Source organism: Francisella salimarina (genome assembly GCF_007923265.1).
Lineage (GTDB): Bacteria > Pseudomonadota > Gammaproteobacteria > Francisellales > Francisellaceae > Francisella > Francisella salimarina.
Map to the genome: position 1 here is coordinate 147,973 of NZ_VOJA01000003.1, position 23,099 is coordinate 171,071.

Genomic DNA, 23,099 nt, shown 5'->3' on the forward strand with positions numbered 1-23,099 from the left:
AAAATTATAATCTTTCATGAATTTTGAAGAATGACAAACTTAATGGAGTCTATAAATGTCAGATATTAATTTGAAGATTGGTTTAGCTGAAATGTTAAAAGGCGGTGTTATCATGGATGTTGTCAATGCCGAGCAGGCAGAGATAGCTCAACAGGCAGGTGCAGTGGCTGTAATGGCTTTAGAAAGAGTGCCGGCAGATATCCGTAAAGATGGTGGTATCGCAAGAATGTCAGATCCAAAGTTGATTAAAGAAATTATGTCAGTAACTTCTATACCTGTGATGGCAAAAGCTCGTATAGGACATTTTGTTGAGGCGCAGATTCTTGAATCTTTGGGTGTTGATTTTATTGATGAAAGTGAGGTTTTAAGTCCTGCAGATGATCTTAATCATATAGACAAAGATAGTTTTAAAGTTCCTTTTGTATGTGGCTGTACAAATTTAGGTGAAGCTCTAAGAAGGATTGGTGAGGGGGCTGCTTTAATTAGAACAAAAGGTGAAGCAGGGACTGGTAATATTGTTGAAGCTGTTAGGCAGTTAAGACAAGTTAATAAAGATATCAGTTACATTAAAGGTGCTGATCAATCAGAACTTATGGCTATAGCAAAAAACATGCAGGCTCCGTATGATTTGGTTAAGTATGTACATAAAAATGGTAAGTTACCAGTGCCAAACTTTTCTGCAGGAGGTGTGGCAACTCCAGCTGATGCGGCTCTTATGATGCAATTAGGAGCAGAGTCAGTATTTGTAGGCTCTGGGATATTTAAATCAGCAGATCCTTTAAAGAGAGCTAAGGCTATAGTTAGTGCTGTTACATATTTTAATGATCCAAAAATATTAGCTGAAGTTTCAGAAGATCTTGGTGAGCCTATGACGGGTATTAATTGTGATTTTGAGAAGTTTTCACAAAGAGGATGGTAAAAAATGTCTGTGAATGTGGGCGTACTAGCTATTCAAGGTGGGTTCCAAAAGCATGCTGAGATGCTTGAATCTTTGGGGGCAGATGTTAAGTTAGTCAAATTTGCAAATGATTTTGATAAAATTGATAGGCTTATTATTCCCGGAGGAGAAAGTACAGCATTACTAAATCTTTTGAATAAGCATCAAATTTTTGATGAATTACAAGATTTTTGCTCACGAAAACCAGTTTTTGGAACTTGTGCAGGTAGTATAATTCTATCAAAAGGCTCTGAGTACTTAAGCCTTATAGATTTGGAGGTAGAGAGAAATGGCTATGGTCGTCAAGTTGATAGTTTTGTCACCGACTTGGGCTTTATGAGTAATTCTATCAAAGCTGTATTTATTAGAGCACCAAAATTTACTAGAGTAGGCAATAATGTTGAGGTATTGGCTAAATTTGATGATTCACCTGTATTAGTTAGGCAAGATAATATTTTAGTGAGTAGTTTTCATCCTGAGTTGACTGAGGACTCTTCTGTGCATAAGTATTTTCTAAACATATAAATCTATTTTTGACATTTTTTGCAAAAGAATGTATTTCTTTGAGCTATCACTAAACTTTCAATTTTAGTGTTACAGATATGACAGTTTTGATTGGCTCTACCATAAACATTGAGTTGTTGCGTGAAGTAGCCAGGTTTACCTTCTGTATTTTTATAATCCTTGAGTGTTGTACCACCTTCTGCAATTGCTTTATCAAGTATTTTCTTAATTGAAGTTAAAAGCTTTTCAGCCTCTTTTTTTGTGATAGTGTTAGAAGCTCTTGTAGGTAGAATATTACTATCAAATAATGCTTCACTAGCGTATATATTTCCTACACCAACAACTATGCTATTATCCATGATAGTTTGTTTGATCTTTCTAGTAGTTTTTTTTAGTTTAGATATCAAGTATTTGACATTGAAATCATCTGTTAAGGGTTCAACGCCATGAGTTGCTAAAACTTTATGTTGTAGTGGTGTTTCGTTTGTGTTGACTAGCCAGTATCCAAATTTACGTGGGTCATTGTAGACTAGACTTAGGTTATCAGATAATTCTAAGATAATGTGGTCATGTTTGATCTTATCATATTCAGAGGTATTTATAATTTTGACAACACCTGACATACCAAGATGAATAATTAACTGCAAGTTATCTTCCATAAAAATAATTAGGTGTTTGCCTCTTCTTTGGACATCTTTCACTACTTTACTTTTTAGTGATAGAAGTTGAACTTTATCTATGGGGTAGCGAAGCTTATCTGTATTTACCTGTATGCTTTTAATCTTTTTGTTAATAATATTTTTGGTTAAACCTCTTTTGACAGTCTCTACTTCAGGAAGTTCAGGCATAAATTTAATATTACTATAAAAATTAAGATTACTATATGATAACATAATAGGTTATCTATGAGCTTATTATTACAACTAATACTGGTATAAAAATGCGCCTAAAACAGCTTAAATCTTCTATACATAAAAAATTAAATCAATCTTACATATATGACTGCAATAAACAGATAGACTTTAGCAAAATCATAAATGGTTCTATAATTATTGCGAATGATACTTCAATAATCACGATACTAGCTTTAAAGAGTTTTCTGAAAGAAAAAACGATAACGGTTTTGGGCCACTTTGATACTAGAGTTAAATGTTTTGAAAAAGCTATAGCAAATGCTGAAATAAAATATATTGATGATATTAGTTTTTGGGATCATCAAGGTGTACTTATTGTGGACAAGAGTTTTATTTCTCAGGTTGAGCAAAATGATAATAGATTCTTGTTGTTTATATGTGGGCCTGAGATGCCATATTTTTCAGACCGTAAAAATTTAGATAGACAGGTATTTTTTGATATTGCTAAACTTAAAAGTTTGAGAAGTCTAAATGAGGAGATGGATGATCTTTCTGTGAAAGCTTGGGAGGAGTATTTAGCTCTTTTGAAGGCTCCTGCTGAGATTTGGTTTAGGCAAATGTTAAACGCTAAAAGTAACTTGGTATTAACTGATACGACAGGTGTCGCTTTAGATGGCTACAAGTTTGCGACAGGGGCAGCATTGATGTCCAAAAAACTTCAAGAAATTACTAAGCAAGAAGATAATATTGGTGTTTGTTTACCTACAAGCGCAGGCGGTTATTTGGCGATATTAGCATTAATGATGAGTGCAAAGGCAATAGTTAATCTAAATTATACAGCTTCAGAGGAAGCATTAAGACATGCTATTAATAATGCAGGAATTAAAACAATAATTACTTCTAGAGCATTTGTTGAGAAATTAACTCACAAAGGTTTCTTTGTTGAAGAGATTTTTTCGATGTGCAAGATTGTATATTTAGAGGATATCAAAGCAAAAATAACCAAAGCTGAGTCAATAAAGACATTCTTGCAAATCAAAATGCTACCCGCGTCATGGTTAGTTAAAAAATACCTTAAGCCAACTAAACTAGATGACTTAGCCTTTATAATATTTAGTAGTGGTAGTGAAGGGGTGCCTAAAGGTATTGCAATCAAGCATAAAAACCTTCTTGCAAATGTTTATCAAAGCACAAATGTTATCGAGTGCCAAGAGAATGATTCTGTGGCAGGGATTTTGCCTATATTTCATGCTTTTGGTCTTACTATCTCACTAGTTTCTCTGTTTCAAGGGGGGTATATAGCATGCCATCCAGATCCAACAGATGCTAAGGGTGTTGCTAGTTTAATCAAAAAAAATAAAACTACAGTGTTGTGTGCGACACCAACATTTTTAAGAATTTATACCAAAAATAAAGCAGTCAAAAAAGAAGATCTTGCAACACTTAGGCTTATTATTACAGGTGCTGAAAAACTCTCTAAAGAAGTACGCACTATGTTCGAAGACAAGTTTGATAAGGTTATTAATGAAGGATATGGGACTACCGAACTTTCACCAGTAGCTGCTGTTAATAGACCAACTAAGTCGCCAAATAAAATAGGTACTGTAGGTTTGACAGTTCCTGGTGGTCAATTCAAAATTATACATCCTGAGTCTCATGAAGAGCTACCTATTGGTGTAGAGGGCATGATTATATACCGCGGTGTTAATAAGATGGATTACTATCTTAATGATCCTAAAAAAACTAATGAGGTTATGATCGAGAAATATGGATATAAATGGTACATAACAGGAGATAAGGGTAAGATTGATGGCGAAGGTTATTTAACGGTAGTTGATAGGTACTCCAGGTTTGCAAAAGTTGCTGGTGAAATGGTGAGTTTGGGGCTTTTGGAGCAAAAAGTCTATGATACTTTGAGAGAAAAGGGGTATGATTCTCATAAAATTGATTTTGAGGTTTTAGCTGTGGCTACATCAGATACTAAAAGAGGCGAGATTATTAACTTACTATATAATCTAGAAGACTTAGAACCAACTGAGTTGAAAGAAATCGTAAGACACTCTGGTATTGAAAATCTTTATAAGCCAACCAACTATTTCAAGGTTATATCAATACCTAAATTAGGCTCTGGGAAGACAGACTTTTCTAAGGCTAAAAAACTCACTAATGAACTAGTTAAGGCATAAGTTAGATGCATTTCTCAGTTTTACTTCGAGAGTCTGTAGATGGTTTGGATATAAAGCCAAATGGTATTTATATCGATGCAACATTTGGCAGGGGCGGGCATTCAAAAGCTATATTGGATCGACTAACGTCTGGAAAGCTTATTGCTTTTGATAAGGATTTGGATGCTATAGATTATGCAAAAGAAAATTTCCAATTTGAAAATTTCCAGATAGTTCATGCAAGTTTTGCTAGTATTTATGATTATTGTTTTCAGAATAATCTTCTAGGTGAGATCGATGGTGTCATTATGGATTTAGGAGTTTCTTCTCCTCAATTAGATAATGCTAATAGAGGGTTTAGCTTTACGCATGATGGTCCACTAGATATGCGAATGGACACATCAAAAGGCCTTACTGCTAGCCAAGCTTTAGAAGAGTTATCAGTAGATGAGTTGACTTACATTTTTAAGATTTATGGTGAAGAACGTTTTGCAAAAAAAATTGCTCTAAGAGTTAAAGACTATATAGCTGAGAATGGAAGCATAAATAGAACACACCAGTTAGCTGACCTTATTCGAGCAACCATTGGTAAAAGAGAGAAAAAAAATCCTGCTACAAGGTGTTTTCAAGCATTACGTATATATGTTAATAATGAGCTTAAGGATTTAGAGTTCCTTTTAGGGAATATTCTAGATGTTATTAAAAAAGGTGGAAGAATTGCTACTATTTCTTTCCACTCATTAGAGGATCGTATAGTTAAACAAAATTTCACTTCTCTTATTAATCCAAAACAAGAGTTAAATAGGATTTCTAAGTTGCTTCCACAAGATACTAGTGGAGTAAAAATGAAATGGATTACAAAAAAAGCTAAAGCAAATCAAGATGAGCTTAGTCAAAATGTTCGCTCTAGAAGTGCTATTTTAAGGATTGTTGAAAAGATATGATGCTAACAAACCGTCAAATACGGATAAGATTATTTGAGTCGTTAAAAAATAGTTTTTTTAAGAAAACGGTGGCTATTGCATTTGTACTTTTATTTGTGTTATTGCTTACAGCATTTGCTTTAATTGTGACACGTTTTGAGTTTAAACTTCTGTTAAATGAGCGTAAAGATCTAATTGTTGAGCAGACCCAATTAGATGAGCAGTGGAGTCAAATTGTATTGGAGTACAGTTCGTTAGCAACACCTACGGCTGTAGAAAAATTTGCTGAAAAAGAAAAGATGTCTTTACCAACTAGAAAGAGTATAGGTACATTGAGTAATCAAGAGGAGAGCTCTGCAAATGAATAGCTATAGACCAAAATTAAGACACTTAGTGGTCATTCTATTGCTATTGTTAAGTTTTATAGTCCTATTTGCCAAATTGATTTATATGGAAACAATTCAGTATCCTAAACTTAAGCAAGAAGGTGATAATCGTAGTGATAGAAGTATAGATATAAAATCATATAGAGGCATAATTCTTGATAGAAATGGTAATCCTTTGGCTATAAGTACTCCGGTTGATACCATTTGGGTTGACCCTTACTATGTCAGTGCAGATAGCTCTGAATTGAAAGAAGTTATGAGTATTTTAAAACTATCTAAAGAAAAAAGAGAAAAGATAGAAAGACAAGTTAAAGTTAGAGAAGGAAGGAGTGGCTTCGTCTATATTGAGAGAAAAGTTCAGCCATATTTATCACAAAAAGTTAAGGATTTGGATATTACAGGTATTCATGTGATACGTGAATTTAAGAGATATTATCCAATGGCTGAGGTTGCGTCCCATATTGTTGGTTTTACTAATGTTGATGGTAAAGGTCAAGAAGGTCTAGAGCTGGAATTTAATAAGTTTTTGACAGGACAAGATGGATATTTTGAGTATAAGAAAGATTTACATGGTGGTGTTGCAAAAGTTGAAGATAACTTTATAATGCCTAAAAATGGTCATAATCTTCAAATAAGTATTGACTCTAGACTACAGTACATTGCATATAAGTATCTGAAAAAAGGCGTGATCAAGACGAATTCTGAAGCAGGTTCAGTTATTATTGAAAATATTCATACAGGTGAGATATTAGCTATGGCTAATTATCCTTCGTATAATCCTAATAGTATGGCAGATGCTTATCCTGATAGACGTAGAAATCGAGCTATTACAGATGTGTATGAGTTGGGTTCGGTAATGAAAGTCTTTGCGGCGGCTACTGCGCTTATTTATGGTGATAATGTGACACCAGAGCAACCTATTATCAATTCGCACCCAGGCTATTATCGTATTGGTAAAAATACTGTGAGAGATGAAAGGGATTATGGTGAAGAAGATCTAAGATATATTCTTATGAAATCTAGTAACGTTGGTATATCAAAGATGATATTGAGCCTAACTGATCCTACAATACTTGAACCATCACTTAGAAACTTCGGATTTGGTGATAAAACAGGTATACAACTACCTGGTGAGCGTGATGGATTTGTCCCAGCTAAAGATAAATGGGGAGATTTTCAGCTAGCAACTTTATCTTTTGGGTATGGTATGAATGCAACAGATCTTCAGCTAGTTGCTGGAGTCTCAGCAATTGCCAATGATGGTAAGTATATTAAGCCAACAATTCTTAAAAGAAGAGCTGGAGAAGAAATTGACTCTAGGCTGGTAGCATCTAAAAAGGTTTCTGAAGAAATGGTTAGTATGATGCAATCTGTTGTTGAAGGGGTTGGTGGGACAGGAGCAAAAGCGCAAATTCCTTTATACCATGTTGCAGGTAAAACAGGTACGGCTAGGATGCTGTCAGGAGGGACGTATGGTGCGAAATATTTGGCAAGCTTCGTTGGTGTCGTGCCAGCTAGTGATCCACAGTTGGCTATTGTTGTTACAATAAAAGATCCTAAAGGTGATAAGTACGGAGGAGGTTCTGTAGCCGCTCCAGTTTTTGCTGATGTAGCACTTAATAGTTTGCAAATATTGGGTATTAGGCCTGATAAGATTGGTAACTAAATCTTTTGTCTTTTTTGCTTTAATGGTATATAATCTTTAACCGGTAAACTGTTCCTTTGTGCGGTTTGTCGTACACATTAATTAATAGAAACAAATGGAGAAATGTTATGTTAACAACTCAAGATAAGCAAAATATTATTAAAGAAAATCAGCAGTCTGAAGGCGATACTGGTTCACCTGAGGTGCAAGTTGCTCTTTTAACTGCTAGAATTAACGACTTGCAAGGACACTTTGCAACTCACAAAAAAGATAATCACTCAAGAAGAGGTCTTTTAAGGTTAGTAAGTCAACGTCGTAAATTATTAGACTATTTACATGGTAAAGATGTAGAAAGATACCGTGCTCTAATCAAGAAATTAAACTTACGTAGATAATAATTTCATTCTAATCGTTCTTACGTCATTAAATCAAATAATTATATAAGGTTAAACTGTGAAAATATTTAGAGAAGTCTTTGAACTAGGTAACAAAGAAATAGTTCTAGAAACAGGTGGTATGGCTCGTCAAGCAGATGGGTCTGTGACTGTAAGTTGTGGTAATAATGTTGTATTGGTAACTACAGTAGTTAAAAAATCAGTATCAGCAGGTGCTGATTTCTTTCCATTGTCGGTACACTATTTAGAGAAAACATACGCAGCAGGTAAGATACCTGGAGGCTTCTTAAGAAGAGAGGGAAGACCTTCTGAAGAACAGATTCTTATTTCTAGATTAATAGACAGATCTATAAGACCATCATTTCCTGATGGATTTTTTAATGAGATTCAAATTGTAGCTACAGTTTTATCTTATGATGGGACATTTTCACCAGATATGTTGGCACTAATAGGAGCATCTGCTTCTTTAGCAATATCAGGAGCGCCTTATGATGATATTATTGCTGGTGTAAGAGTTGGTTATACTAATGGTAAGTATATTCTTAATCCTAATAAAGCAGATTTAAAAGAGTCTGATCTTGATTTAGTAGTTTCTGGTACTGATGATGCAATACTAATGGTGGAGTCAGAAGCTAATAGTTTGCCAGAATCTGTGATGCTCGGTGGTATCCTATATGCACACAAGCATCTTAGAACTATTATTAGCTCTATTAATAAACTTGCTAAAGTAGCTTCAAAGCCACGTATAGAATATACGATTTATGAGATAAATAAGTTGTTAAAATCTCAGATTAAGTCACATTTCTTTGGTGAAATCAAAAACGCATATACAATAGCATCTAAGCAAGAGAGAAATGTTAAGCTTAATGAAGTAAGAAAAAATGTTTTAGAACATATATTCTCGAGTGACGTTGATGGTAATGAATATACTGAAAAAGAAATTTTAGAAGCTTTCCATGATATTGAAAAGGATCTTGTTAGATCAAATATTTTAGATGGTAAGCCAAGAATTGATGGAAGATGTACGGAAACAATACGACCTATCAATGTGAAAGTTGGTGTATTGCCAGGCGTGCATGGTTCAGCTCTATTTACTAGAGGTGAGACACAGGCTTTAGTGGTTACAACTCTCGGTAGCGATAGAGATGCCCAGCTTGTAGAATCTTTAGATGGTATGGAAAAATCACGATACATGCTTCATTATAACTTTCCTCCATACTCTGTAGGGGAGTGTGGTATGGTGGGTATGGCTCCGAAGCGTCGTGAAGTTGGTCATGCAAACCTAGCTAAACGTGCAACACAAGCGGTTTTTCCTAATGAAACTGCTTATCCATACGTCGTAAGAATAGTATCGGAAATATTGGAGTCAAATGGCTCTAGTTCCATGGCAACTGTTTGTGGCTCATCTTTATCTATGATGGACGCAGGTGTACCAATAGCTGAGCCAGTTGCAGGTATTGCTATGGGTCTTATCAAAGATGGCGCAAAATATGCAGTTTTATCAGACATATTAGGTGATGAAGATCATTTGGGAGATATGGATTTCAAAGTTGCTGGTACTAGATATGGTGTTACAGCACTTCAGATGGATATCAAAATCAAAGGCATCTCTAGAGAGATTCTTGAGCAAGCACTTGAGCAAGCTAGAACAGGTAGGTTGCATATCTTAGGGATTATGAATGAAGTAATAAGAGAGCATAAAGAATCTGTTTCTGATGTTGCTCCACAAATTCATGTCATGAATATAAACCCAGCTAAGATAAAAGATGTTGTTGGTCGAGGTGGATCTGTTGTAAAAGGTATCGTAGAAAAAACTGGAGCTCAAATTGATACTAGTGACTCTGGTGAGGTTAAAATATTTGCTAAAGATAAAAAATCATTAGATTTGGCTAAATCTATAGTTGAAGAAATTGTTGCTGAAGTTGAAGAAGGGCAAATTTACAAGGGTAAGATTGTTAAGCTTTTAGACTCTGGCGCATTTGTTAATCTTCTTGGTAGTCAAGATGGATATTTACCATTCTCAGAAATTGAACAAGCTGGTATGAAAACTAATTCATTAGTCGAGGGTCAGGGCTTAGAAGTCTTGGTTCAAAATATAGACAGAGGTGGTAGAGTTAAACTTTCTCTTGTAGCGAGGTAATTTTATGAGTGAAGTAGTTCAAAGTGTTGATCCAATCAACTTTACAGAATCGGCATCTTTAAAGGTTAAAGAGCTAATTGAAGAAGAGGGAGATAACTCTCTTAGTCTTAGAGTTTATATAACTGGTGGTGGATGTTCAGGATTTCAATATGCTTTCGCATTTGATAATGAGATAAAAGAAGATGATATGGTTGTTACGAAAAATGGTGTTCGCCTTCTTGTTGATTCTATGAGCTTTCAGTATTTAGTTGGGGCTGATGTTGACTATAAAGATGATGTTGAAGGAGCTTATTTTGTGATAAGAAATCCAAATGCGAAAACAACATGTGGTTGTGGTTCATCTTTTTCTGTATAATATTTAATCGTAATCAAACTTATTTAAAGTAGAAATGTTTTATGAAAATTGCTAATTTTGAAGTAGGAAATGGTAAGCCATTTTTCTTGATGTCTGGGCCGTGTGTGATTGAATCAGAACAAATGGCTATGGATACAGCTGGGTACCTAGCTGAGATCACTAATGATTTAGGCATTAATTTTGTATATAAGTCATCTTTTGATAAGGCGAATCGTTCTTCTATTAACAGTTTTAGAGGTCTTGGTGTTGATAAGGGTCTTGAGATTTTATCTAAAGTTAAAAAAACCTATAATGTACCAGTTGTTACAGATGTCCACGAAGATACTCCTTTTGCTGAAGTAGCAGAAGTTGTTGATGTGATGCAGACGCCAGCCTTTTTGTGTCGTCAGACAAATTTTATACTAGATGTATGTAAGCAAGGCAAACCTGTGAATATCAAAAAAGGTCAATTTCTAGCTCCTTGGGACATGCAACATGTTGTTACTAAGGCAAAATCCACAGGTAATGAGCAGATCATGGTTTGTGAAAGAGGTGTAAGCTTTGGCTACAATAATTTGGTTTCAGACATGCGCTCTCTTGAGATAATGAAAGATACAGGTTGCCCCGTAGTGTTTGATGCTACTCATTCAGTGCAATTACCAGGTGGACAAGGTAGCTCATCAGGTGGTCAACGAGAATTTGTACCTGTTCTATCAAAGGCTGCTATGGCAGTCGGTATTGATGGTCTTTTTATGGAGACTCATCCAAAGCCAGAAGAAGCATTAAGTGATGGTCCAAATTCATTCCCGATGTATAAAATAAAAGAGTTTTTAAGCTTATTAAAAGAACTGGATCATTTAGTTAAAAGTCAACCAAAAATAGAATTATAAGGTAAAAAATAATGGCTGGTAAAGGCGATGTTTTTATAATCGGTATTGTTGGTGGATCTGGCTCCGGTAAAACTTTATTTTCAAATGAAATTATAAAAAAATTAAAATCAAAACATCTAAACCAAATAGCTGTAATTTCTGAAGACAGATATTATAAAAATTGGGGAGAGATGGTTGGCTTTGAAGAAGCTAATAAAATTAATTATGATCATCCAGATGCTTTTGATCACAAACTCTTAAGGAAAGATTTAGCTGATTTGGTTGAGGGTAAAGATATCCATATTCCTTACTATGACTATACAACTCACTCAAGAGTCAAAGAAAAGTCAGAAGAGATCGCTGGTGGTGTAAGTGTCATTATACTTGAAGGCATTATGTTATTTAATGATCGTAAGCTACTAAAAATGATGGATTTCAAAGTATATATGGATACACCATCTGATCTGTGTTTCATTAGAAGGCTTATGCGTGACCAAAATGAAAGAGGCCGAAGTGTTGAAAGTGTTATAAGTCAGTATTTAGAAACAGTTAGACCTATGCATATAAAATTTATTGAGCCATCAAAGAGAAAAGCTGATATTATAGTTCCTGATGGAGCTCAAAATAAAACTGTGATTGATATAATATATAACAAAGTAAAACAATTATTGAAGAAAAATGGAGTAAAAAATGGCTAGAGTAACGGTTGAGGATTGCTTAGATAAGGTAGAAACAAGGTTTGATTTAGTAGTTTTAGCTTCGATGAGAGCGAATAATATACTTAAAAAAGGTTATTCAGAGTCTGTAGATAATGAAAAAAGAGAAAAGGCTACTGTGGTAGCATTGAGAGAAATAGCAGAATCTGAAATATCTCCAGAACAAATCTTAAGAAATGAAATAGAAGGCTAATAAAATCTATATAAAAAGCTTGACTTGTTTTTATAAGGCTGTATAATTCTCAGTTATCGGGTGCTTAGCTCAGCTGGGAGAGCATCGCCCTTACAAGGCGAGGGTCGGGGGTTCGAACCCCTCAGCACCCACCACGATTCCAAAAAGCGACATTAGTCGCTTTTTTTATGTCTAATATTTTTTCATATACATTATCTTTAAGATTATTATGTTTTTGTGTGCTAGAATTTATATAGATAATGTAGTTAGGAGTTAGTGTGAAAAAAATATTATTGAGTTCGTTGTTTTTATCTTTGAGTATTTGTTCATTGTCTTATGCAGATGATTCGGGTACTACAGTGTGCCCAGCTGATTTGAAATATCAAACTATTAATATGAGAGACATGACCTTTGAATATTCACAATATGAAGATCATATATGTGCTGTTTTGAGTGTTGATATGAGTAAAAATAGTGACTGGCAAGAAGGCGGTGGTGGATGGTTTGCTGCTGGGTTTGGTGCAGAGACCATGAAGGGTTCTAATATGTTTATATTCGTACCAGAAAAACTGCAACAGGGTGTTAAATATGATGTCTATGCAAATATTGGTGGAGTATATGGTCCAACTAAACCGTTGGATACAAAACCAGAGGCCGGCCAGATTAAATTATTATCATCATCATTAGGAAAGGTTAACTTTGCTATTTATCCTCAGAAAATATCTGGATTATCAAATAGTGGTAAGGTTGATATGATTTTCTCTCACTCGGCAGCAGGTGTATATAAGTTTGCTCCAGGTCATGTCGCTGCATATGATGGAAAAGCTATGGATTTGAAGTAATTCCTTGAGTTGTATTTGTGAGTTTAATTAAATACAATTGTCGTAATATGATTTGATAAAATTTTTTATGGGAAGATCTAGAAGATATAAGAAACCTCAAGAGGGTATCTTTGAAGGTGAAATTATAGCTCTCAGCCATGATGGTAGAGGAATAGCAAAGATTAATGGTAAAACAACTTTTATTCCATTTACACTGCCTGGTGAAGTAGTTAAGTTTGAGTATACATTCACAAAAGCAAAATTCGATGAAGCAAAGGTAGTTGAGTATATTAAAAAATCATCTAATAGAGTTAACCCTCCATGTGAACATTTTGAAATGTGCGGTGGGTGTAGTTTGCAACATATGTCTACAGATGCTCAGATTGAGCACAAGCAGCAAACTTTGCTAAATCAGCTAAAATATATTGGTCAGGGTGTAGAGCCTCAGAATGTTTTAGAACCATTATGTACAGCTAAAACCGAAGGGTATCGTAATAAAGCACGTTTAGGTGTTAGATATGTCAATAAAAAGGGCAAAATTTTAGTAGGCTTTAGAGAACGTAATGGCAGATTTTTGGCTGATATAGATAAATGTATAGTCTTAAATCCTCTTGTGGGAGAGAAATTAACGAAAATTGCCTCTTTTATAGAGACACTTTCTATATATCAGCATATAGCTCAATTAGAGATTGCAATTGATGATGCTAGACCAGCGCTTATCGTGCGTCATCTTGAACCATTCGTGAATGAAGATCTCGAAAAGCTAAAAGCTTTTGGTTTGGAAAATGGCTACTGGATATATCTGCAATCAAAAGGTCCTGATACTATCTATAGGCTATATCCACAAGAAGATGTTGAGCCCAAGAAGTTAAGCTATCAACCAGTTACAGGGATAAATATCGGTTTTGAGCCTAATGATTTTACTCAAGTTAATAATGATATTAATAGAAAGATGATTAAAAGAGCTATTGATCTTTTAGAAATATCAGAAAATGATTCTATTATTGATTTGTTTTGTGGTTTAGGAAACTTTACGTTGCCAATTTCTCAGTATGCAAAAACAGTAATTGGCGTAGAAGGTGAGCAGACAATGGTTAGTAGAGCTAAAGAAACAGCTATTAGTAATAGTATTAATAATGTTAAATTTTATGCAGCTAATCTTTTTGAAAGTTTCGAAGATAAAGAGTGGTTTAATAATTTTGAATATAACAAAATGCTTTTAGATCCACCGAGAGCTGGGGCTCAAGAAGTTTGTAGCAATATTGAAAAATTTGATGTTGAGCGTATTGTTTATGTGTCATGTGATACGGCTACTTTAGCCAGAGATGCTGGAATTTTAGTAAATGACAAAGGCTATAAGCTAGTTAGTGCCGGAGTCATGGATATGTTTCCTCATACTATGCATGTTGAGTCAATAGCTGTTTTTGAGAAGGTATAATTATGTACATAGGTTTAGATATTGGTGGTAGTAATATTTCTGCAGGAATTTTTGATGAACATAAAAATCTACTTAAGACAGCCAAGGTAAAATCAAAAGGCAAAAGTGATTCTGATACGATTTTGGGTCAAATTTTTAAAGTTATTAACAAATTAATTGATGATTCAACAAGAGATAAAATAAAAGCTATAGGTATTGGTATAGCAGGTTTTGTTGATTCGAAAAATGGTATTTTAAACTTTAGTGCAAATATCAACCTCAACGGTATAAATATAGCTAAAAGAGTTAGTCAAAAATTTGATAATGTACCTGTTTTTGTCGAAAATGATGTAAATGTAGGTGTCATCGGCGAGTGGAAATATGGAGTTGGTAAGGGACATGAAAATATCGTTGGTATATTTGCAGGCACAGGGATTGGTGGTGGCCTAGTTATAAATAATCAGTTTCTATATGGTGTTACCGGCGGTGCTGGAGCTGTTGGCCATGTTACTATTAATACTGAAGGCACTTATTGTCAAAGTTGTGGTTCACAGGGTTGCGTAGAGACATATGCAGGTAAGGTAGGTATGGAAAATAGGATTCTAAACCTACATAAAAAGGGTATTAAAAGCTTGCTTATAGACTTGGTTCTAGAAAATAATGGTAAACTGAAAGGATCTCACCTAAAAAAAGCATTAGCTGCCAAAGATCCTGTAGCAGAAGACATAGTTAACTTAGCAATGACGAATTTAGGTATTGCAGTAGCTAATTATATAAATCTTTTGAATCCATCACTTGTATTGTTTGGTGGTGGCGTTATGGAAGCAATTGGGAGTGAGTATTTAGATGCTATCTATTACTCATGCTCAAAATATGCTTTTAAGACAATGTTGGATGCTTGTGAATTAAAAATCGCAACTTTGGGTGATAACTCAGGTGTTTATGGAGCTATGGATATAGCAGTTAATAGATTGGAAGGAAATTGGTAATGTTAATAGGTGTAGATATTGGCGGTTCAAATATGGCTGCTGGACTGTTTGATGAAAGTAAAAAAGTAGTAGCTACGGCAAAAGTTAAATCAAAAGCAAAAGAAGAAACAAGTATTGTCATAGGCCAATTATTTAAAGTTATCGATAAGTTAATCGCAGAAATTCCTTCAGACAAGAAGCTTGATGGTATAGGTATTGGTGTAGCAGGGCTTATAGATAAAAGAACATCTGTTGTTCGTAGAAGTGTTAACATAAATCTTAATGGTGTTAATCTGAAAGAAGTTGTTGAAGATAGGTACAAGATTAAGTCTGAAGTAGATAACGATGTTAATGTTGGTATTTTAGGTGAAGCAAAATATGGAGCAGGTGTTGGTTGTGATGATATAGTTGGGGCTTTTGTTGGTACTGGTATCGGTGGTGGACTAGTTCTAAATGGTAAACTCTATGGTGGTAATAGCGGTTTAGCTGCTGAGTTAGGTCACACAATCATAAAACAAGGTGGAGCATACTGTCCAGGATGTGGATCTCAAGGTTGCTTAGAGGCATATGCTGGTAAAGTAGGTATAGAGAAAAAGATTGAAAACTTAGCAAAAAAGAAGATCAAAAGTACTCTTATTGAATTAGTAACTGAAAATGGTGGAAAGCTTAAGAGTAGTCATATCAAAAAGGCAATCGAAGCAAATGATGAAATTGCAAATGATATTCTTAGCGAAGCAATGGAATATTTGGGTGCTGGTTTGGGTAGTGCTATTAATATGATAAATCCTTCGATGGTAGTATTAGGTGGAGGAGTTATGGAAGCTATTGGTGAGCAATATTTGCCACAAATTAAACGAGCTGCTATGAGAAATTCATTTGCTGACATTTATGCAGAATGTGAATTTAAATTAGCTAAACTTGGTGACCAAGCTGGAATTTATGGAGCTATGGAGTTAGTTGCTAACTAGTCTAATTAGGTTTATTTATTATGACTCGTATAATTAATGAGTTTTTTTCTCAGTTATCTATTTATTTTAGTGGTTTTAGACGTGTTAATCTGTCACAAATTTTTCATGATTGGAATGTTTTTGAGATAGCTTGGCTTGTGGCTTCTGTAAGTATTCTAGCTGTCATAAGTATTTTGACTACAGATGATTATTTAGTGCTTACTGTTATAGCTACAGTCACTGGTATGTTAAATTTATTGTTAGTTGCTAAAGGTAAGATACTTAATTATTTTTTTGCGTTTGTAAATAATCTTACTTATGCTTACATTTGTTATACTCAGGGTATTTATGGACAGTTTTTACTTTTTGCATTTTTCTTTTTTCCAATGCAATTTTATGGTTTATATACTTGGACTAAGCCGCAGAATATAACAGAAAATAGTGATATTATCACAAAAACGCTATCTAACAAATATAGGATTTATCTTATTAGTGGAATTGTGCTAGCTGCATTTTTGTATGGTTTTTTCATTCTAAAAGGATACTTTCATCAACAGATAGGCTTAGTTGCTGACTCTCTAACTGGTGTGGTATCAGTTGTAGCAATTATTTTGATGGTTAAAGCATATATTGAGCAGTGGGTATTATGGATAGTTATTAATACTCTCTCAACAGTTATATGGGCGCAACAGTATTTTTCTGGTTCAGGGGATGGTGTCGCATTTTTGGCGATGTGGTTGATATATCTATTTAATGCAATATATGGCTATATAAACTGGCTAAAGCTTAAAAAAGACATATAGAATTTCTTATAAAAACTTTCCTATAATTAGCTTAACTTACTTAGTCCATTTCTATATAATCTGCTGTATTGATTATATATCTTACGGAGGGTAGGGCAATGACTGTTAGACAAACTCTATTTCTTATTCTTACTCCTATAGTTGCAATGTGTGTACTATCATTTGGCAATGGTTTCTTCACAACTTACTCATCAATAGAGCTAAATAGCCTTGGTCGTTCTAACTTAATGATAGGTATAATATCAGCAGCCTATTTTTTTGGAATGACAGCAGGATCATATTTCTCTCAATTTACGATAGTTAGAGTCGGATATATTCGTGCTTTTGTTTTATTTGCGTCTCTTATGGCAATTAGTACATTGATTGTAGGTGTTAATAAAAGCGTACCTGTTTGGGTGTTTTTTAGATTTGTATGTGGGTATTCTCTTGCAGCATTATTTATCGTTATAGAGAGTTGGTGTATTTTATCTGCAGAGAAAAAAAATCGAGGTTTAGTATTTTCGATATATCTATTTGTATATTATGGGACTCAAGCATTATCACAGTTAATGATAAATGTTCATTTTAGCAGTGGACTATTGGCTTATTGCTTTATATCGTCGCTTTGTAGTATTGCAATTGTTTTGATGGCATTCACAAAAACAGTTGCTCCGGTACCACATTCTGAGGAGGTTTGTTCACCAATAAAAATTATCAAGAAAGTACCTCTTGCTATGGCTGCCAGTGTTATAGGTGGATCCCTTTTAGGTTCTATCTATACTTTGTTACCAATATTTATGGTTAGAGTAAATATTGATCATGATATGGTTTCCGTGTTAATGATGACAACTATTCTTGGAGGAATGTTACTACAAGTTCCTATGGGTAAAATCTCAGATCTTATCGATAGACGAAAAGTAATATTATTAGCAGGTGCCGGTATATTTATAGCATCTTCACTTATAGCTCTATTCCACACATCTTATTTAATATTTGCAATAGTGATATTTGTATTTGGTGGTTGCGCTTTTGTGATATATCCATTGTCAATATCACATGCTAGTGATTTTTTAGAGGAAAATGAGGTGCTAGGAGCAATAGGGGTTTTAACAATTGCTTATGGTATAGGATCCGTTGCTAGTCCTATTATAATATCTAGTGTTATGTCTGTATTTGGGCCATTTGGATTTTTTATCATAACAGCAATACTTAGTGCTATTCTATGTGTGTATTCAATATATAGAATTTTTGTAAGAAAGTCAGCGGTAGATACTTCTTCATTCACCATAGTTACGCCAGAGAGTCTTAACTTTAGTGAGGCTCAGGAGATAGTTTCAGAAAAATAATCTAAGTATATTAAATTGCAAAGCATACATTGCTAGCTTATAATTGATAGGATTTTTTTAAATTCATAATAAGACTTAATTTATCTAAAGGAGATTATAGTTATGTCATCACAAATCAAGCAAGTTTTTGCTAGACAAATATTAGATTCGCGTGGTAATCCTACTGTTGAGGTGGATGTGATTTTAGAAAGTGGTGCTTTTGGTCGTGCTGCTGTTCCTTCAGGAGCTTCTACAGGTATTAGAGAAGCATTGGAATTAAGAGATGGTAATAAATCTCTTTTCTTGGGTAAAAGTGTCTACAAGGCAGTTGAGAATGTTAATACAAAAATTGCTCAAGCTGTTAAAGGTTTGGATGCGTTAGATCAAAGGTTAATAGACAAGACTATGATAGAGCTTGATGGTTCAGAGAATAAGGGTAATCTTGGAGCTAATGCTATTCTAGGTGTTTCATTGGCAACAGCTAGAGCTGCAGCATCTCAGTTGAGAAAACCTTTCTACCGTTACTTAATGGATGTTAAAGAGTATTTGATGCCAGTTCCGATGATGAATGTTATTAATGGCGGGTCACATGCGGATAATAATGTTGATATGCAAGAATTTATGATTGTTCCTGCTGGTTTTGAGACATTCTCTGAAGCGTTAAGATGTGGAACAGAGGTTTTTCATACACTTAAGAAAGTGCTAATAGCAGACGGCTACAGTGTCGCTGGTGTTGGTGATGAGGGTGGTTATGCTCCAGATTTGCCATCTAATGAAGCAGCTATCGAAGCGATTTTAAAAGCTATTAAGGAAGCTGGATATGAGCCAGGCAAACATGTATTTATAGCTTTAGATCCAGCAAGTAGTGAGTATTACAAAGATGGTAAATATGAGCTAGCATCTGAAGGGAAGTCTCTAAACTCTGAAGAAATGGTTGAATACTATGCTAAATGGGTAGAAAAATATCCTATCGTATCTATCGAAGATGGTATGGCTGAAGAAGATTGGGCTGGTTGGAAACTAATGACTGAGAAACTTGGTAATAAAGTACAGTTAGTTGGAGATGATTTATTTGTTACTAACCCAAGTATCCTAGCTAAAGGTATCGACCAAGGTGTCGCTAACTCAATTTTGATTAAGCTAAATCAAATAGGTACTTTAACAGAGACTTTCGAAGCAATGGCAATGGCTGGTCAAGCGGGTTATACATGTGTAGTATCTCATCGCTCAGGTGAGACATCTGATACTATCATTGCGGACTTGGCAGTAGCAACATGTTCAGGACAAATTAAAACAGGTTCTCTATCTAGGTCTGATCGTATAGCTAAATACAATCAACTAATCAGAATTGAAGAAGAGCTAGGTGAAAATGCTATCTATCCAGGTGTTAAGGCATTTGTCTTTAGTTCAGAAGAAGCTGATCATGAAGTTCAAGAAATTGTTGTAGAAGAAAGTGAAACTGAAAAAGTTGTGGTTCAAGTAGAAGAATAATAGTTTCATGAGTATAAAATCTAATTCTTTTTTTTATATTTTTATTTCAATAGTTTTATTATTAATTGCCTTATTACAATATCAACTTTGGTTTAGTAATACAGGCTTATTAAAGTATGAGATTTTAAAAAAATCAATTGCTACACAGACAAAAGAAATCAAGCATAAATCTCAGACCAATGCTCAACTGTATTCAGAAGTAGTTTCGCTGCGTAAAAATAGTGAAGTGCTTGAGAGTTTGGCTCGTGAAAATATGGGGTTGATAAAGCAGGGAGAGATTTTTTATAGTGTCAAATAAGTATGTAATAATTCCAGCTGCTGGTATAGGCTCAAGGATGGAGTTGGATATTCCTAAGCAATATTACAAACTCATTAATGGTAAAACTATACTTGATAATACTTTAGAAAAATTTGTGGAAGATTCTTTCTTTGACAAAGTTATTGTGGCGATTAGTGATAGCGATAATCTTTGGAATACTTCTGAGTATTTTGATCATCCAAAAGTTCAATACTGTGTAGGTGGTGCTACAAGGTTCCATAGTGTTTATAGTGCGCTTAAATTTATCGGTGATCGTAAAAGTGATGATTGGATATTTGTACATGATGCGGCTAGACCTTGTGTGAATATAGAAGATGTCATAGCGCTTTATAATCAAACTCAAGACTCTCATACTCAAGCTGGTATCTTGGCTATTAGAGCATTTGAGACGGTTAAAAAGGTAGCTATAAAGATGATTATAGCTAAGACTATTGATCGACAAGATATTTGGCTTGCACAGACTCCACAACTATCAAGACTTGGTCAGTTAGAAAAAGCATTTGATTTTTGTTATACAAATAATCTCATAGATAAAATAACAGACGAAGCATCGGCTTTGGAGCTATATGGTATAAACCCAATAGTCGTTGAAGGCTCTAGAAAGAATATTAAAATCACAACCCAAGATGATTTAGAGTTTGCTAACTGGCAGATTAGCTAGTTATCTATTTTAGTAGTAAACCTATTACATATCCAAATATTATTACTAATCCCATTATAAATAAAATAGAATCAAGTACTACACGTCTGTAGTTTTTGTATTGTATGTTTTTGTAGATTATTATCACGGGCAATACGTACAATAAGAAAGCTACGGTAGGAGCGACTAATATTCCTATAATGTTAAGTATCTTGAAATTACAGATTGTACATACCCATAAAATCATAAATATTAAACCGACACAAATTCTATTTATGACTGCTTCTGTGATATTGATCTTATAGATATTTCTAAAAAAGTATTTGAATAAATATTTTAATGCTTCTTTAGAGCCAATATAGCAACCGATAAATGAGCTTATAATAGCTGTAAAAACTATCATAGGAGCTAGAATGTTTAGTAATGTCCCTGGATGTTGTTCTTGTATTAGAGTTACTATTGAGAGGTTATTTATATTCGCTCTATCAAGGTCATGTATTGTGGTGCTGAGTAAGCAAGATGTTACGAATAATAGTACAAATATAAAAAGAATCAATGCATTAATCTGAAGGATTTTATATACTTTGTACTTCTCTTGCGAACGCTCTACTTTTACATAATCACGATAGAATATTACTAGACTAGAAATAACCGGTGAATGATTCATTGATAATATCAAAATTGGCAAGACCATTAATACACCTGTGATATAACTAATAGTATCAAAATGACTATCAGTTATAAACTCAAAGTTCCAATATGGAATTATATATAGTGACAGTGTAATTACTAATATTATTAGAAATATTACTATTAGTTGCATAAATTTAAGGATTAAATTGATCCCTAAAGAAACAATAACTAATAGTCCAGCAAGAATACTAAAGCTAAACCATATATTAGTCGAAAGATTGGTGTTAACAATATGATAGTTTAATAAGAAGTTACTTAGTTCATTATTTAAACCAATTGAGTACATCGGCATATTTAAAAATATAGCAAAAAAATATAGGACTACACAAATTAGCCCAAATAGCTTACCAAGATTATGTGTGAAAACATCTGTGATGCCACCATTATCTGTATATAAAACTATATTCGCCATATTCTTATGTGAATAATATGTTAATGGTAGTGCAAAAATAAGGACTGTTACTAAAGCCCATAACCCACTATGCCCAGCTTGAACAGGAAGATATAATAATCCAGCTCCGATAGCAGTACCAAATAGTGTAAAAATCCACTGTATATCAACTTTAGTTGTATCTGTGTGATTCGAATTCTCCATTTAGTTACTCCAATCCAATATCACTTTGCCACATTGACCACTTTTCATTATTTCAAATCCTTTTTGATAATCATCGATATGAAGTCTGTGTGTGATGATTGGTTCCATATCCATACCTGCTTGAAGCATACTAGTCATTAGATACCATGTTTCAAACATCTCTCTGCCATAAATACCTTTAAGAGTAAGACCTTTGAACAAAATGGTTCCCCAGTCAACAGAGATATCTCCAGCTGATATGCCTAAAAGTGACAGCTTGCCACCATGATTCATAACATCAAGCATCATAGATATTGCTGAGTTAATCCCAGACATTTCTAAACCTACATCAAACCCTTCTGTCATGCCAATTTCTGACATGACTTTACGCATTTGTGCTGTCAATTGTTGTTGATTTTGAAACTCTGATACATTTACTGCAACAGTAGCTCCGAAGTCTCTAGCCATCTGAAGACGATATTCATTAATATCCGTGATAACTATTCTACGAGCACCACAGAATCTTGCTATTTTGACTGCCATAAGTCCAATAGGCCCAGCTCCAGTTATAAGCACATCCTCACCAGTTAGGTTAAATGAAAGTGCTGTATGAATAGCATTACCCATAGGATCGAATGTACTAGCTATATCATCACTGATAGAATCAGGAATCTTAAAAACATTGACAGCAGGCATTACTAAGTATTCAGCAAAAGCTCCTTGTACATTTACACCTATGCCTATGGTTTTTCTACAAAGATGGCGCTTACCTGCCCTACAATTACGACATTGTCCACATACAAGATGACCTTCACCAGATACTCTATCGCCAACATCTACACTTGTAACACCATTTCCTTTGGCTACAACTTCACCAGCAAACTCATGTCCAGTAATCATTGGTACAGGTATGGTAGCTTGAGACCATTTATCCCAATTATAAATATGTAAATCAGTGCCACAAATTGCTGTTTTTTTAATTTTAATTAAAACATCATTGTAGCCATATTCTGGTATAGGAGCATCATCAAACATCCAAATACCAGGTTCTTTTTTTAATTTAGCAAGTGCTTTCATAGTTT

The 23,099-nt window shown here is 34.3% G+C and carries 24 protein-coding genes and 1 tRNA gene; 22 read left to right on the forward strand and 3 right to left on the reverse strand.

What is annotated here, in order from left to right:
* The first annotated feature begins 55 nt into the window (after window positions 1–55).
* The gene (gene pdxS, locus FQ699_RS03075) at window positions 56–919 is read left to right on the forward strand and encodes a pyridoxal 5'-phosphate synthase lyase subunit PdxS (RefSeq protein ID WP_013923492.1); all 864 of its coding nucleotides are present in this window, start codon (window positions 56–58) and stop codon (window positions 917–919) included.
* A gap of 3 nt (window positions 920–922) precedes the next feature.
* The gene (pdxT, locus tag FQ699_RS03080; RefSeq protein WP_146421084.1) at window positions 923–1,462 is read left to right on the forward strand and encodes a pyridoxal 5'-phosphate synthase glutaminase subunit PdxT; all 540 of its coding nucleotides are present in this window, start codon (window positions 923–925) and stop codon (window positions 1,460–1,462) included.
* A gap of 2 nt (window positions 1,463–1,464) precedes the next feature.
* Here the strand turns inward: pdxT and mutM are convergent, their stop codons facing one another.
* The gene (gene mutM, locus FQ699_RS03085) at window positions 1,465–2,289 is read right to left on the reverse strand and encodes a bifunctional DNA-formamidopyrimidine glycosylase/DNA-(apurinic or apyrimidinic site) lyase (protein ID WP_179951656.1); all 825 of its coding nucleotides are present in this window, start codon (window positions 2,287–2,289) and stop codon (window positions 1,465–1,467) included.
* Between the two features lie 92 nt (window positions 2,290–2,381).
* Between mutM and migR the strand changes: the two genes are divergently transcribed.
* From migR to ispD, 20 genes are all read left to right on the forward strand, one after another.
* The gene (migR, locus tag FQ699_RS03090; protein WP_146421086.1) at window positions 2,382–4,481 is read left to right on the forward strand and encodes an iglABCD operon regulator MigR; all 2,100 of its coding nucleotides are present in this window, start codon (window positions 2,382–2,384) and stop codon (window positions 4,479–4,481) included.
* 5 nt (window positions 4,482–4,486) lie between these two features.
* Complete coding sequence (gene rsmH / locus FQ699_RS03095) at window positions 4,487–5,404, forward strand: 16S rRNA (cytosine(1402)-N(4))-methyltransferase RsmH (protein WP_146421087.1); 918 nt, start codon at window positions 4,487–4,489, stop codon at window positions 5,402–5,404.
* Complete coding sequence (ftsL, locus tag FQ699_RS03100) at window positions 5,401–5,751, forward strand: cell division protein FtsL (RefSeq protein WP_041263817.1); 351 nt, start codon at window positions 5,401–5,403, stop codon at window positions 5,749–5,751. Before rsmH ends, ftsL begins: the two co-directional genes overlap by 4 nt.
* On the forward strand, window positions 5,744–7,435 hold the full coding sequence (locus FQ699_RS03105; protein ID WP_146421088.1) for a peptidoglycan D,D-transpeptidase FtsI family protein: 1,692 nt from the start codon (window positions 5,744–5,746) through the stop codon (window positions 7,433–7,435). Before ftsL ends, FQ699_RS03105 begins: the two co-directional genes overlap by 8 nt.
* A 107-nt stretch (window positions 7,436–7,542) precedes the next feature.
* The gene (rpsO, locus tag FQ699_RS03110; protein ID WP_004288130.1) at window positions 7,543–7,809 is read left to right on the forward strand and encodes a 30S ribosomal protein S15; all 267 of its coding nucleotides are present in this window, start codon (window positions 7,543–7,545) and stop codon (window positions 7,807–7,809) included.
* Between the two features lie 58 nt (window positions 7,810–7,867).
* Window positions 7,868–9,949: a polyribonucleotide nucleotidyltransferase gene (gene pnp, locus FQ699_RS03115; RefSeq protein ID WP_146421089.1), complete on the forward strand. Its 2,082-nt coding sequence runs from the start codon at window positions 7,868–7,870 to the stop codon at window positions 9,947–9,949.
* A gap of 4 nt (window positions 9,950–9,953) precedes the next feature.
* Complete coding sequence (gene erpA / locus FQ699_RS03120; RefSeq protein ID WP_013923484.1) at window positions 9,954–10,304, forward strand: iron-sulfur cluster insertion protein ErpA; 351 nt, start codon at window positions 9,954–9,956, stop codon at window positions 10,302–10,304.
* 41 nt (window positions 10,305–10,345) lie between these two features.
* Window positions 10,346–11,173 carry a 3-deoxy-8-phosphooctulonate synthase gene (gene kdsA / locus FQ699_RS03125; protein WP_013923483.1) on the forward strand — a complete coding sequence of 276 codons (828 nt, stop codon included), beginning with the start codon at window positions 10,346–10,348 and terminating at the stop codon, window positions 11,171–11,173.
* A gap of 11 nt (window positions 11,174–11,184) precedes the next feature.
* Window positions 11,185–11,850, forward strand: coding sequence for a uridine kinase (gene udk, locus FQ699_RS03130; RefSeq protein ID WP_013923482.1), 666 nt, complete (start codon window positions 11,185–11,187; stop codon window positions 11,848–11,850).
* Window positions 11,843–12,061 carry a DNA-directed RNA polymerase subunit omega gene (gene rpoZ / locus FQ699_RS03135; RefSeq protein WP_013923481.1) on the forward strand — a complete coding sequence of 73 codons (219 nt, stop codon included), beginning with the start codon at window positions 11,843–11,845 and terminating at the stop codon, window positions 12,059–12,061. Before udk ends, rpoZ begins: the two co-directional genes overlap by 8 nt.
* A 58-nt stretch (window positions 12,062–12,119) precedes the next feature.
* A tRNA-Val gene (locus FQ699_RS03140) sits at window positions 12,120–12,195 on the forward strand.
* A gap of 123 nt (window positions 12,196–12,318) precedes the next feature.
* Window positions 12,319–12,882 (forward strand): hypothetical protein, encoded by a 564-nt coding sequence (locus FQ699_RS03145; protein WP_146421090.1) that lies wholly within the window; start codon window positions 12,319–12,321, stop codon window positions 12,880–12,882.
* A 67-nt stretch (window positions 12,883–12,949) separates the two neighbouring features.
* Window positions 12,950–14,299 (forward strand): 23S rRNA (uracil(1939)-C(5))-methyltransferase RlmD, encoded by a 1,350-nt coding sequence (gene rlmD, locus FQ699_RS03150; protein WP_146421091.1) that lies wholly within the window; start codon window positions 12,950–12,952, stop codon window positions 14,297–14,299.
* A gap of 2 nt (window positions 14,300–14,301) precedes the next feature.
* On the forward strand, window positions 14,302–15,267 hold the full coding sequence (locus tag FQ699_RS03155; protein WP_013923478.1) for an ROK family protein: 966 nt from the start codon (window positions 14,302–14,304) through the stop codon (window positions 15,265–15,267).
* Entirely contained in the window at window positions 15,267–16,214 is a 948-nt protein-coding gene (locus tag FQ699_RS03160; protein ID WP_146421092.1) for an ROK family protein, read from the forward strand. The genes FQ699_RS03155 and FQ699_RS03160 overlap by 1 nt, the downstream gene beginning before the upstream one ends.
* Before the next feature lie 20 nt (window positions 16,215–16,234).
* Window positions 16,235–16,996: a nicotinamide riboside transporter PnuC gene (pnuC, locus tag FQ699_RS03165; RefSeq protein WP_146421093.1), complete on the forward strand. Its 762-nt coding sequence runs from the start codon at window positions 16,235–16,237 to the stop codon at window positions 16,994–16,996.
* 98 nt (window positions 16,997–17,094) lie between these two features.
* Window positions 17,095–18,321: an MFS transporter gene (locus tag FQ699_RS03170; protein WP_013923475.1), complete on the forward strand. Its 1,227-nt coding sequence runs from the start codon at window positions 17,095–17,097 to the stop codon at window positions 18,319–18,321.
* 102 nt (window positions 18,322–18,423) lie between these two features.
* The gene (eno, locus tag FQ699_RS03175; RefSeq protein WP_146421094.1) at window positions 18,424–19,791 is read left to right on the forward strand and encodes a phosphopyruvate hydratase; all 1,368 of its coding nucleotides are present in this window, start codon (window positions 18,424–18,426) and stop codon (window positions 19,789–19,791) included.
* Window positions 19,792–19,798: 7 nt separating this feature from the next.
* Entirely contained in the window at window positions 19,799–20,089 is a 291-nt protein-coding gene (locus FQ699_RS03180) for an FtsB family cell division protein (protein WP_013923473.1), read from the forward strand.
* Window positions 20,079–20,771 carry a 2-C-methyl-D-erythritol 4-phosphate cytidylyltransferase gene (gene ispD, locus FQ699_RS03185; RefSeq protein WP_146421095.1) on the forward strand — a complete coding sequence of 231 codons (693 nt, stop codon included), beginning with the start codon at window positions 20,079–20,081 and terminating at the stop codon, window positions 20,769–20,771. The genes FQ699_RS03180 and ispD overlap by 11 nt, the downstream gene beginning before the upstream one ends.
* Before the next feature lie 4 nt (window positions 20,772–20,775).
* Here ispD and FQ699_RS03190 read toward each other — a convergent pair whose 3' ends face one another.
* The gene (locus FQ699_RS03190; RefSeq protein WP_146421096.1) at window positions 20,776–22,038 is read right to left on the reverse strand and encodes an amino acid permease; all 1,263 of its coding nucleotides are present in this window, start codon (window positions 22,036–22,038) and stop codon (window positions 20,776–20,778) included.
* Complete coding sequence (gene tdh / locus FQ699_RS03195) at window positions 22,039–23,094, reverse strand: L-threonine 3-dehydrogenase (protein ID WP_146421097.1); 1,056 nt, start codon at window positions 23,092–23,094, stop codon at window positions 22,039–22,041. It abuts the gene before it with no gap.
* Window positions 23,095–23,099 lie beyond the last annotated feature (5 nt).

Excerpts from the sequence above, each read along its gene's own strand:
- pdxS (WP_013923492.1), top strand. The coding sequence starts at position 56 with ATGTCAGATATTAATTTGAAGATTGGTTTAGCTGAAATGTTAAAAGGC.
- pdxT (WP_146421084.1), top strand. The coding sequence starts at position 923 with ATGTCTGTGAATGTGGGCGTACTAGCTATTCAAGGTGGGTTCCAAAAG.
- mutM (WP_179951656.1), bottom strand. The coding sequence starts at position 2,289 with ATGCCTGAACTTCCTGAAGTAGAGACTGTCAAAAGAGGTTTAACCAAA.
- migR (WP_146421086.1), top strand. The coding sequence starts at position 2,382 with ATGCGCCTAAAACAGCTTAAATCTTCTATACATAAAAAATTAAATCAA.
- rsmH (WP_146421087.1), top strand. The coding sequence starts at position 4,487 with ATGCATTTCTCAGTTTTACTTCGAGAGTCTGTAGATGGTTTGGATATA.
- ftsL (WP_041263817.1), top strand. The coding sequence starts at position 5,401 with ATGATGCTAACAAACCGTCAAATACGGATAAGATTATTTGAGTCGTTA.
- FQ699_RS03105 (WP_146421088.1), top strand. The coding sequence starts at position 5,744 with ATGAATAGCTATAGACCAAAATTAAGACACTTAGTGGTCATTCTATTG.
- rpsO (WP_004288130.1), top strand. The coding sequence starts at position 7,543 with ATGTTAACAACTCAAGATAAGCAAAATATTATTAAAGAAAATCAGCAG.
- erpA (WP_013923484.1), top strand. The coding sequence starts at position 9,954 with ATGAGTGAAGTAGTTCAAAGTGTTGATCCAATCAACTTTACAGAATCG.
- kdsA (WP_013923483.1), top strand. The coding sequence starts at position 10,346 with ATGAAAATTGCTAATTTTGAAGTAGGAAATGGTAAGCCATTTTTCTTG.
- udk (WP_013923482.1), top strand. The coding sequence starts at position 11,185 with ATGGCTGGTAAAGGCGATGTTTTTATAATCGGTATTGTTGGTGGATCT.
- rpoZ (WP_013923481.1), top strand. The coding sequence starts at position 11,843 with ATGGCTAGAGTAACGGTTGAGGATTGCTTAGATAAGGTAGAAACAAGG.
- rlmD (WP_146421091.1), top strand. The coding sequence starts at position 12,950 with ATGGGAAGATCTAGAAGATATAAGAAACCTCAAGAGGGTATCTTTGAA.
- FQ699_RS03155 (WP_013923478.1), top strand. The coding sequence starts at position 14,302 with ATGTACATAGGTTTAGATATTGGTGGTAGTAATATTTCTGCAGGAATT.
- FQ699_RS03160 (WP_146421092.1), top strand. The coding sequence starts at position 15,267 with ATGTTAATAGGTGTAGATATTGGCGGTTCAAATATGGCTGCTGGACTG.
- pnuC (WP_146421093.1), top strand. The coding sequence starts at position 16,235 with ATGACTCGTATAATTAATGAGTTTTTTTCTCAGTTATCTATTTATTTT.
- FQ699_RS03170 (WP_013923475.1), top strand. The coding sequence starts at position 17,095 with ATGACTGTTAGACAAACTCTATTTCTTATTCTTACTCCTATAGTTGCA.
- eno (WP_146421094.1), top strand. The coding sequence starts at position 18,424 with ATGTCATCACAAATCAAGCAAGTTTTTGCTAGACAAATATTAGATTCG.
- FQ699_RS03180 (WP_013923473.1), top strand. The coding sequence starts at position 19,799 with ATGAGTATAAAATCTAATTCTTTTTTTTATATTTTTATTTCAATAGTT.
- FQ699_RS03190 (WP_146421096.1), bottom strand. The coding sequence starts at position 22,038 with ATGGAGAATTCGAATCACACAGATACAACTAAAGTTGATATACAGTGG.
- tdh (WP_146421097.1), bottom strand. The coding sequence starts at position 23,094 with ATGAAAGCACTTGCTAAATTAAAAAAAGAACCTGGTATTTGGATGTTT.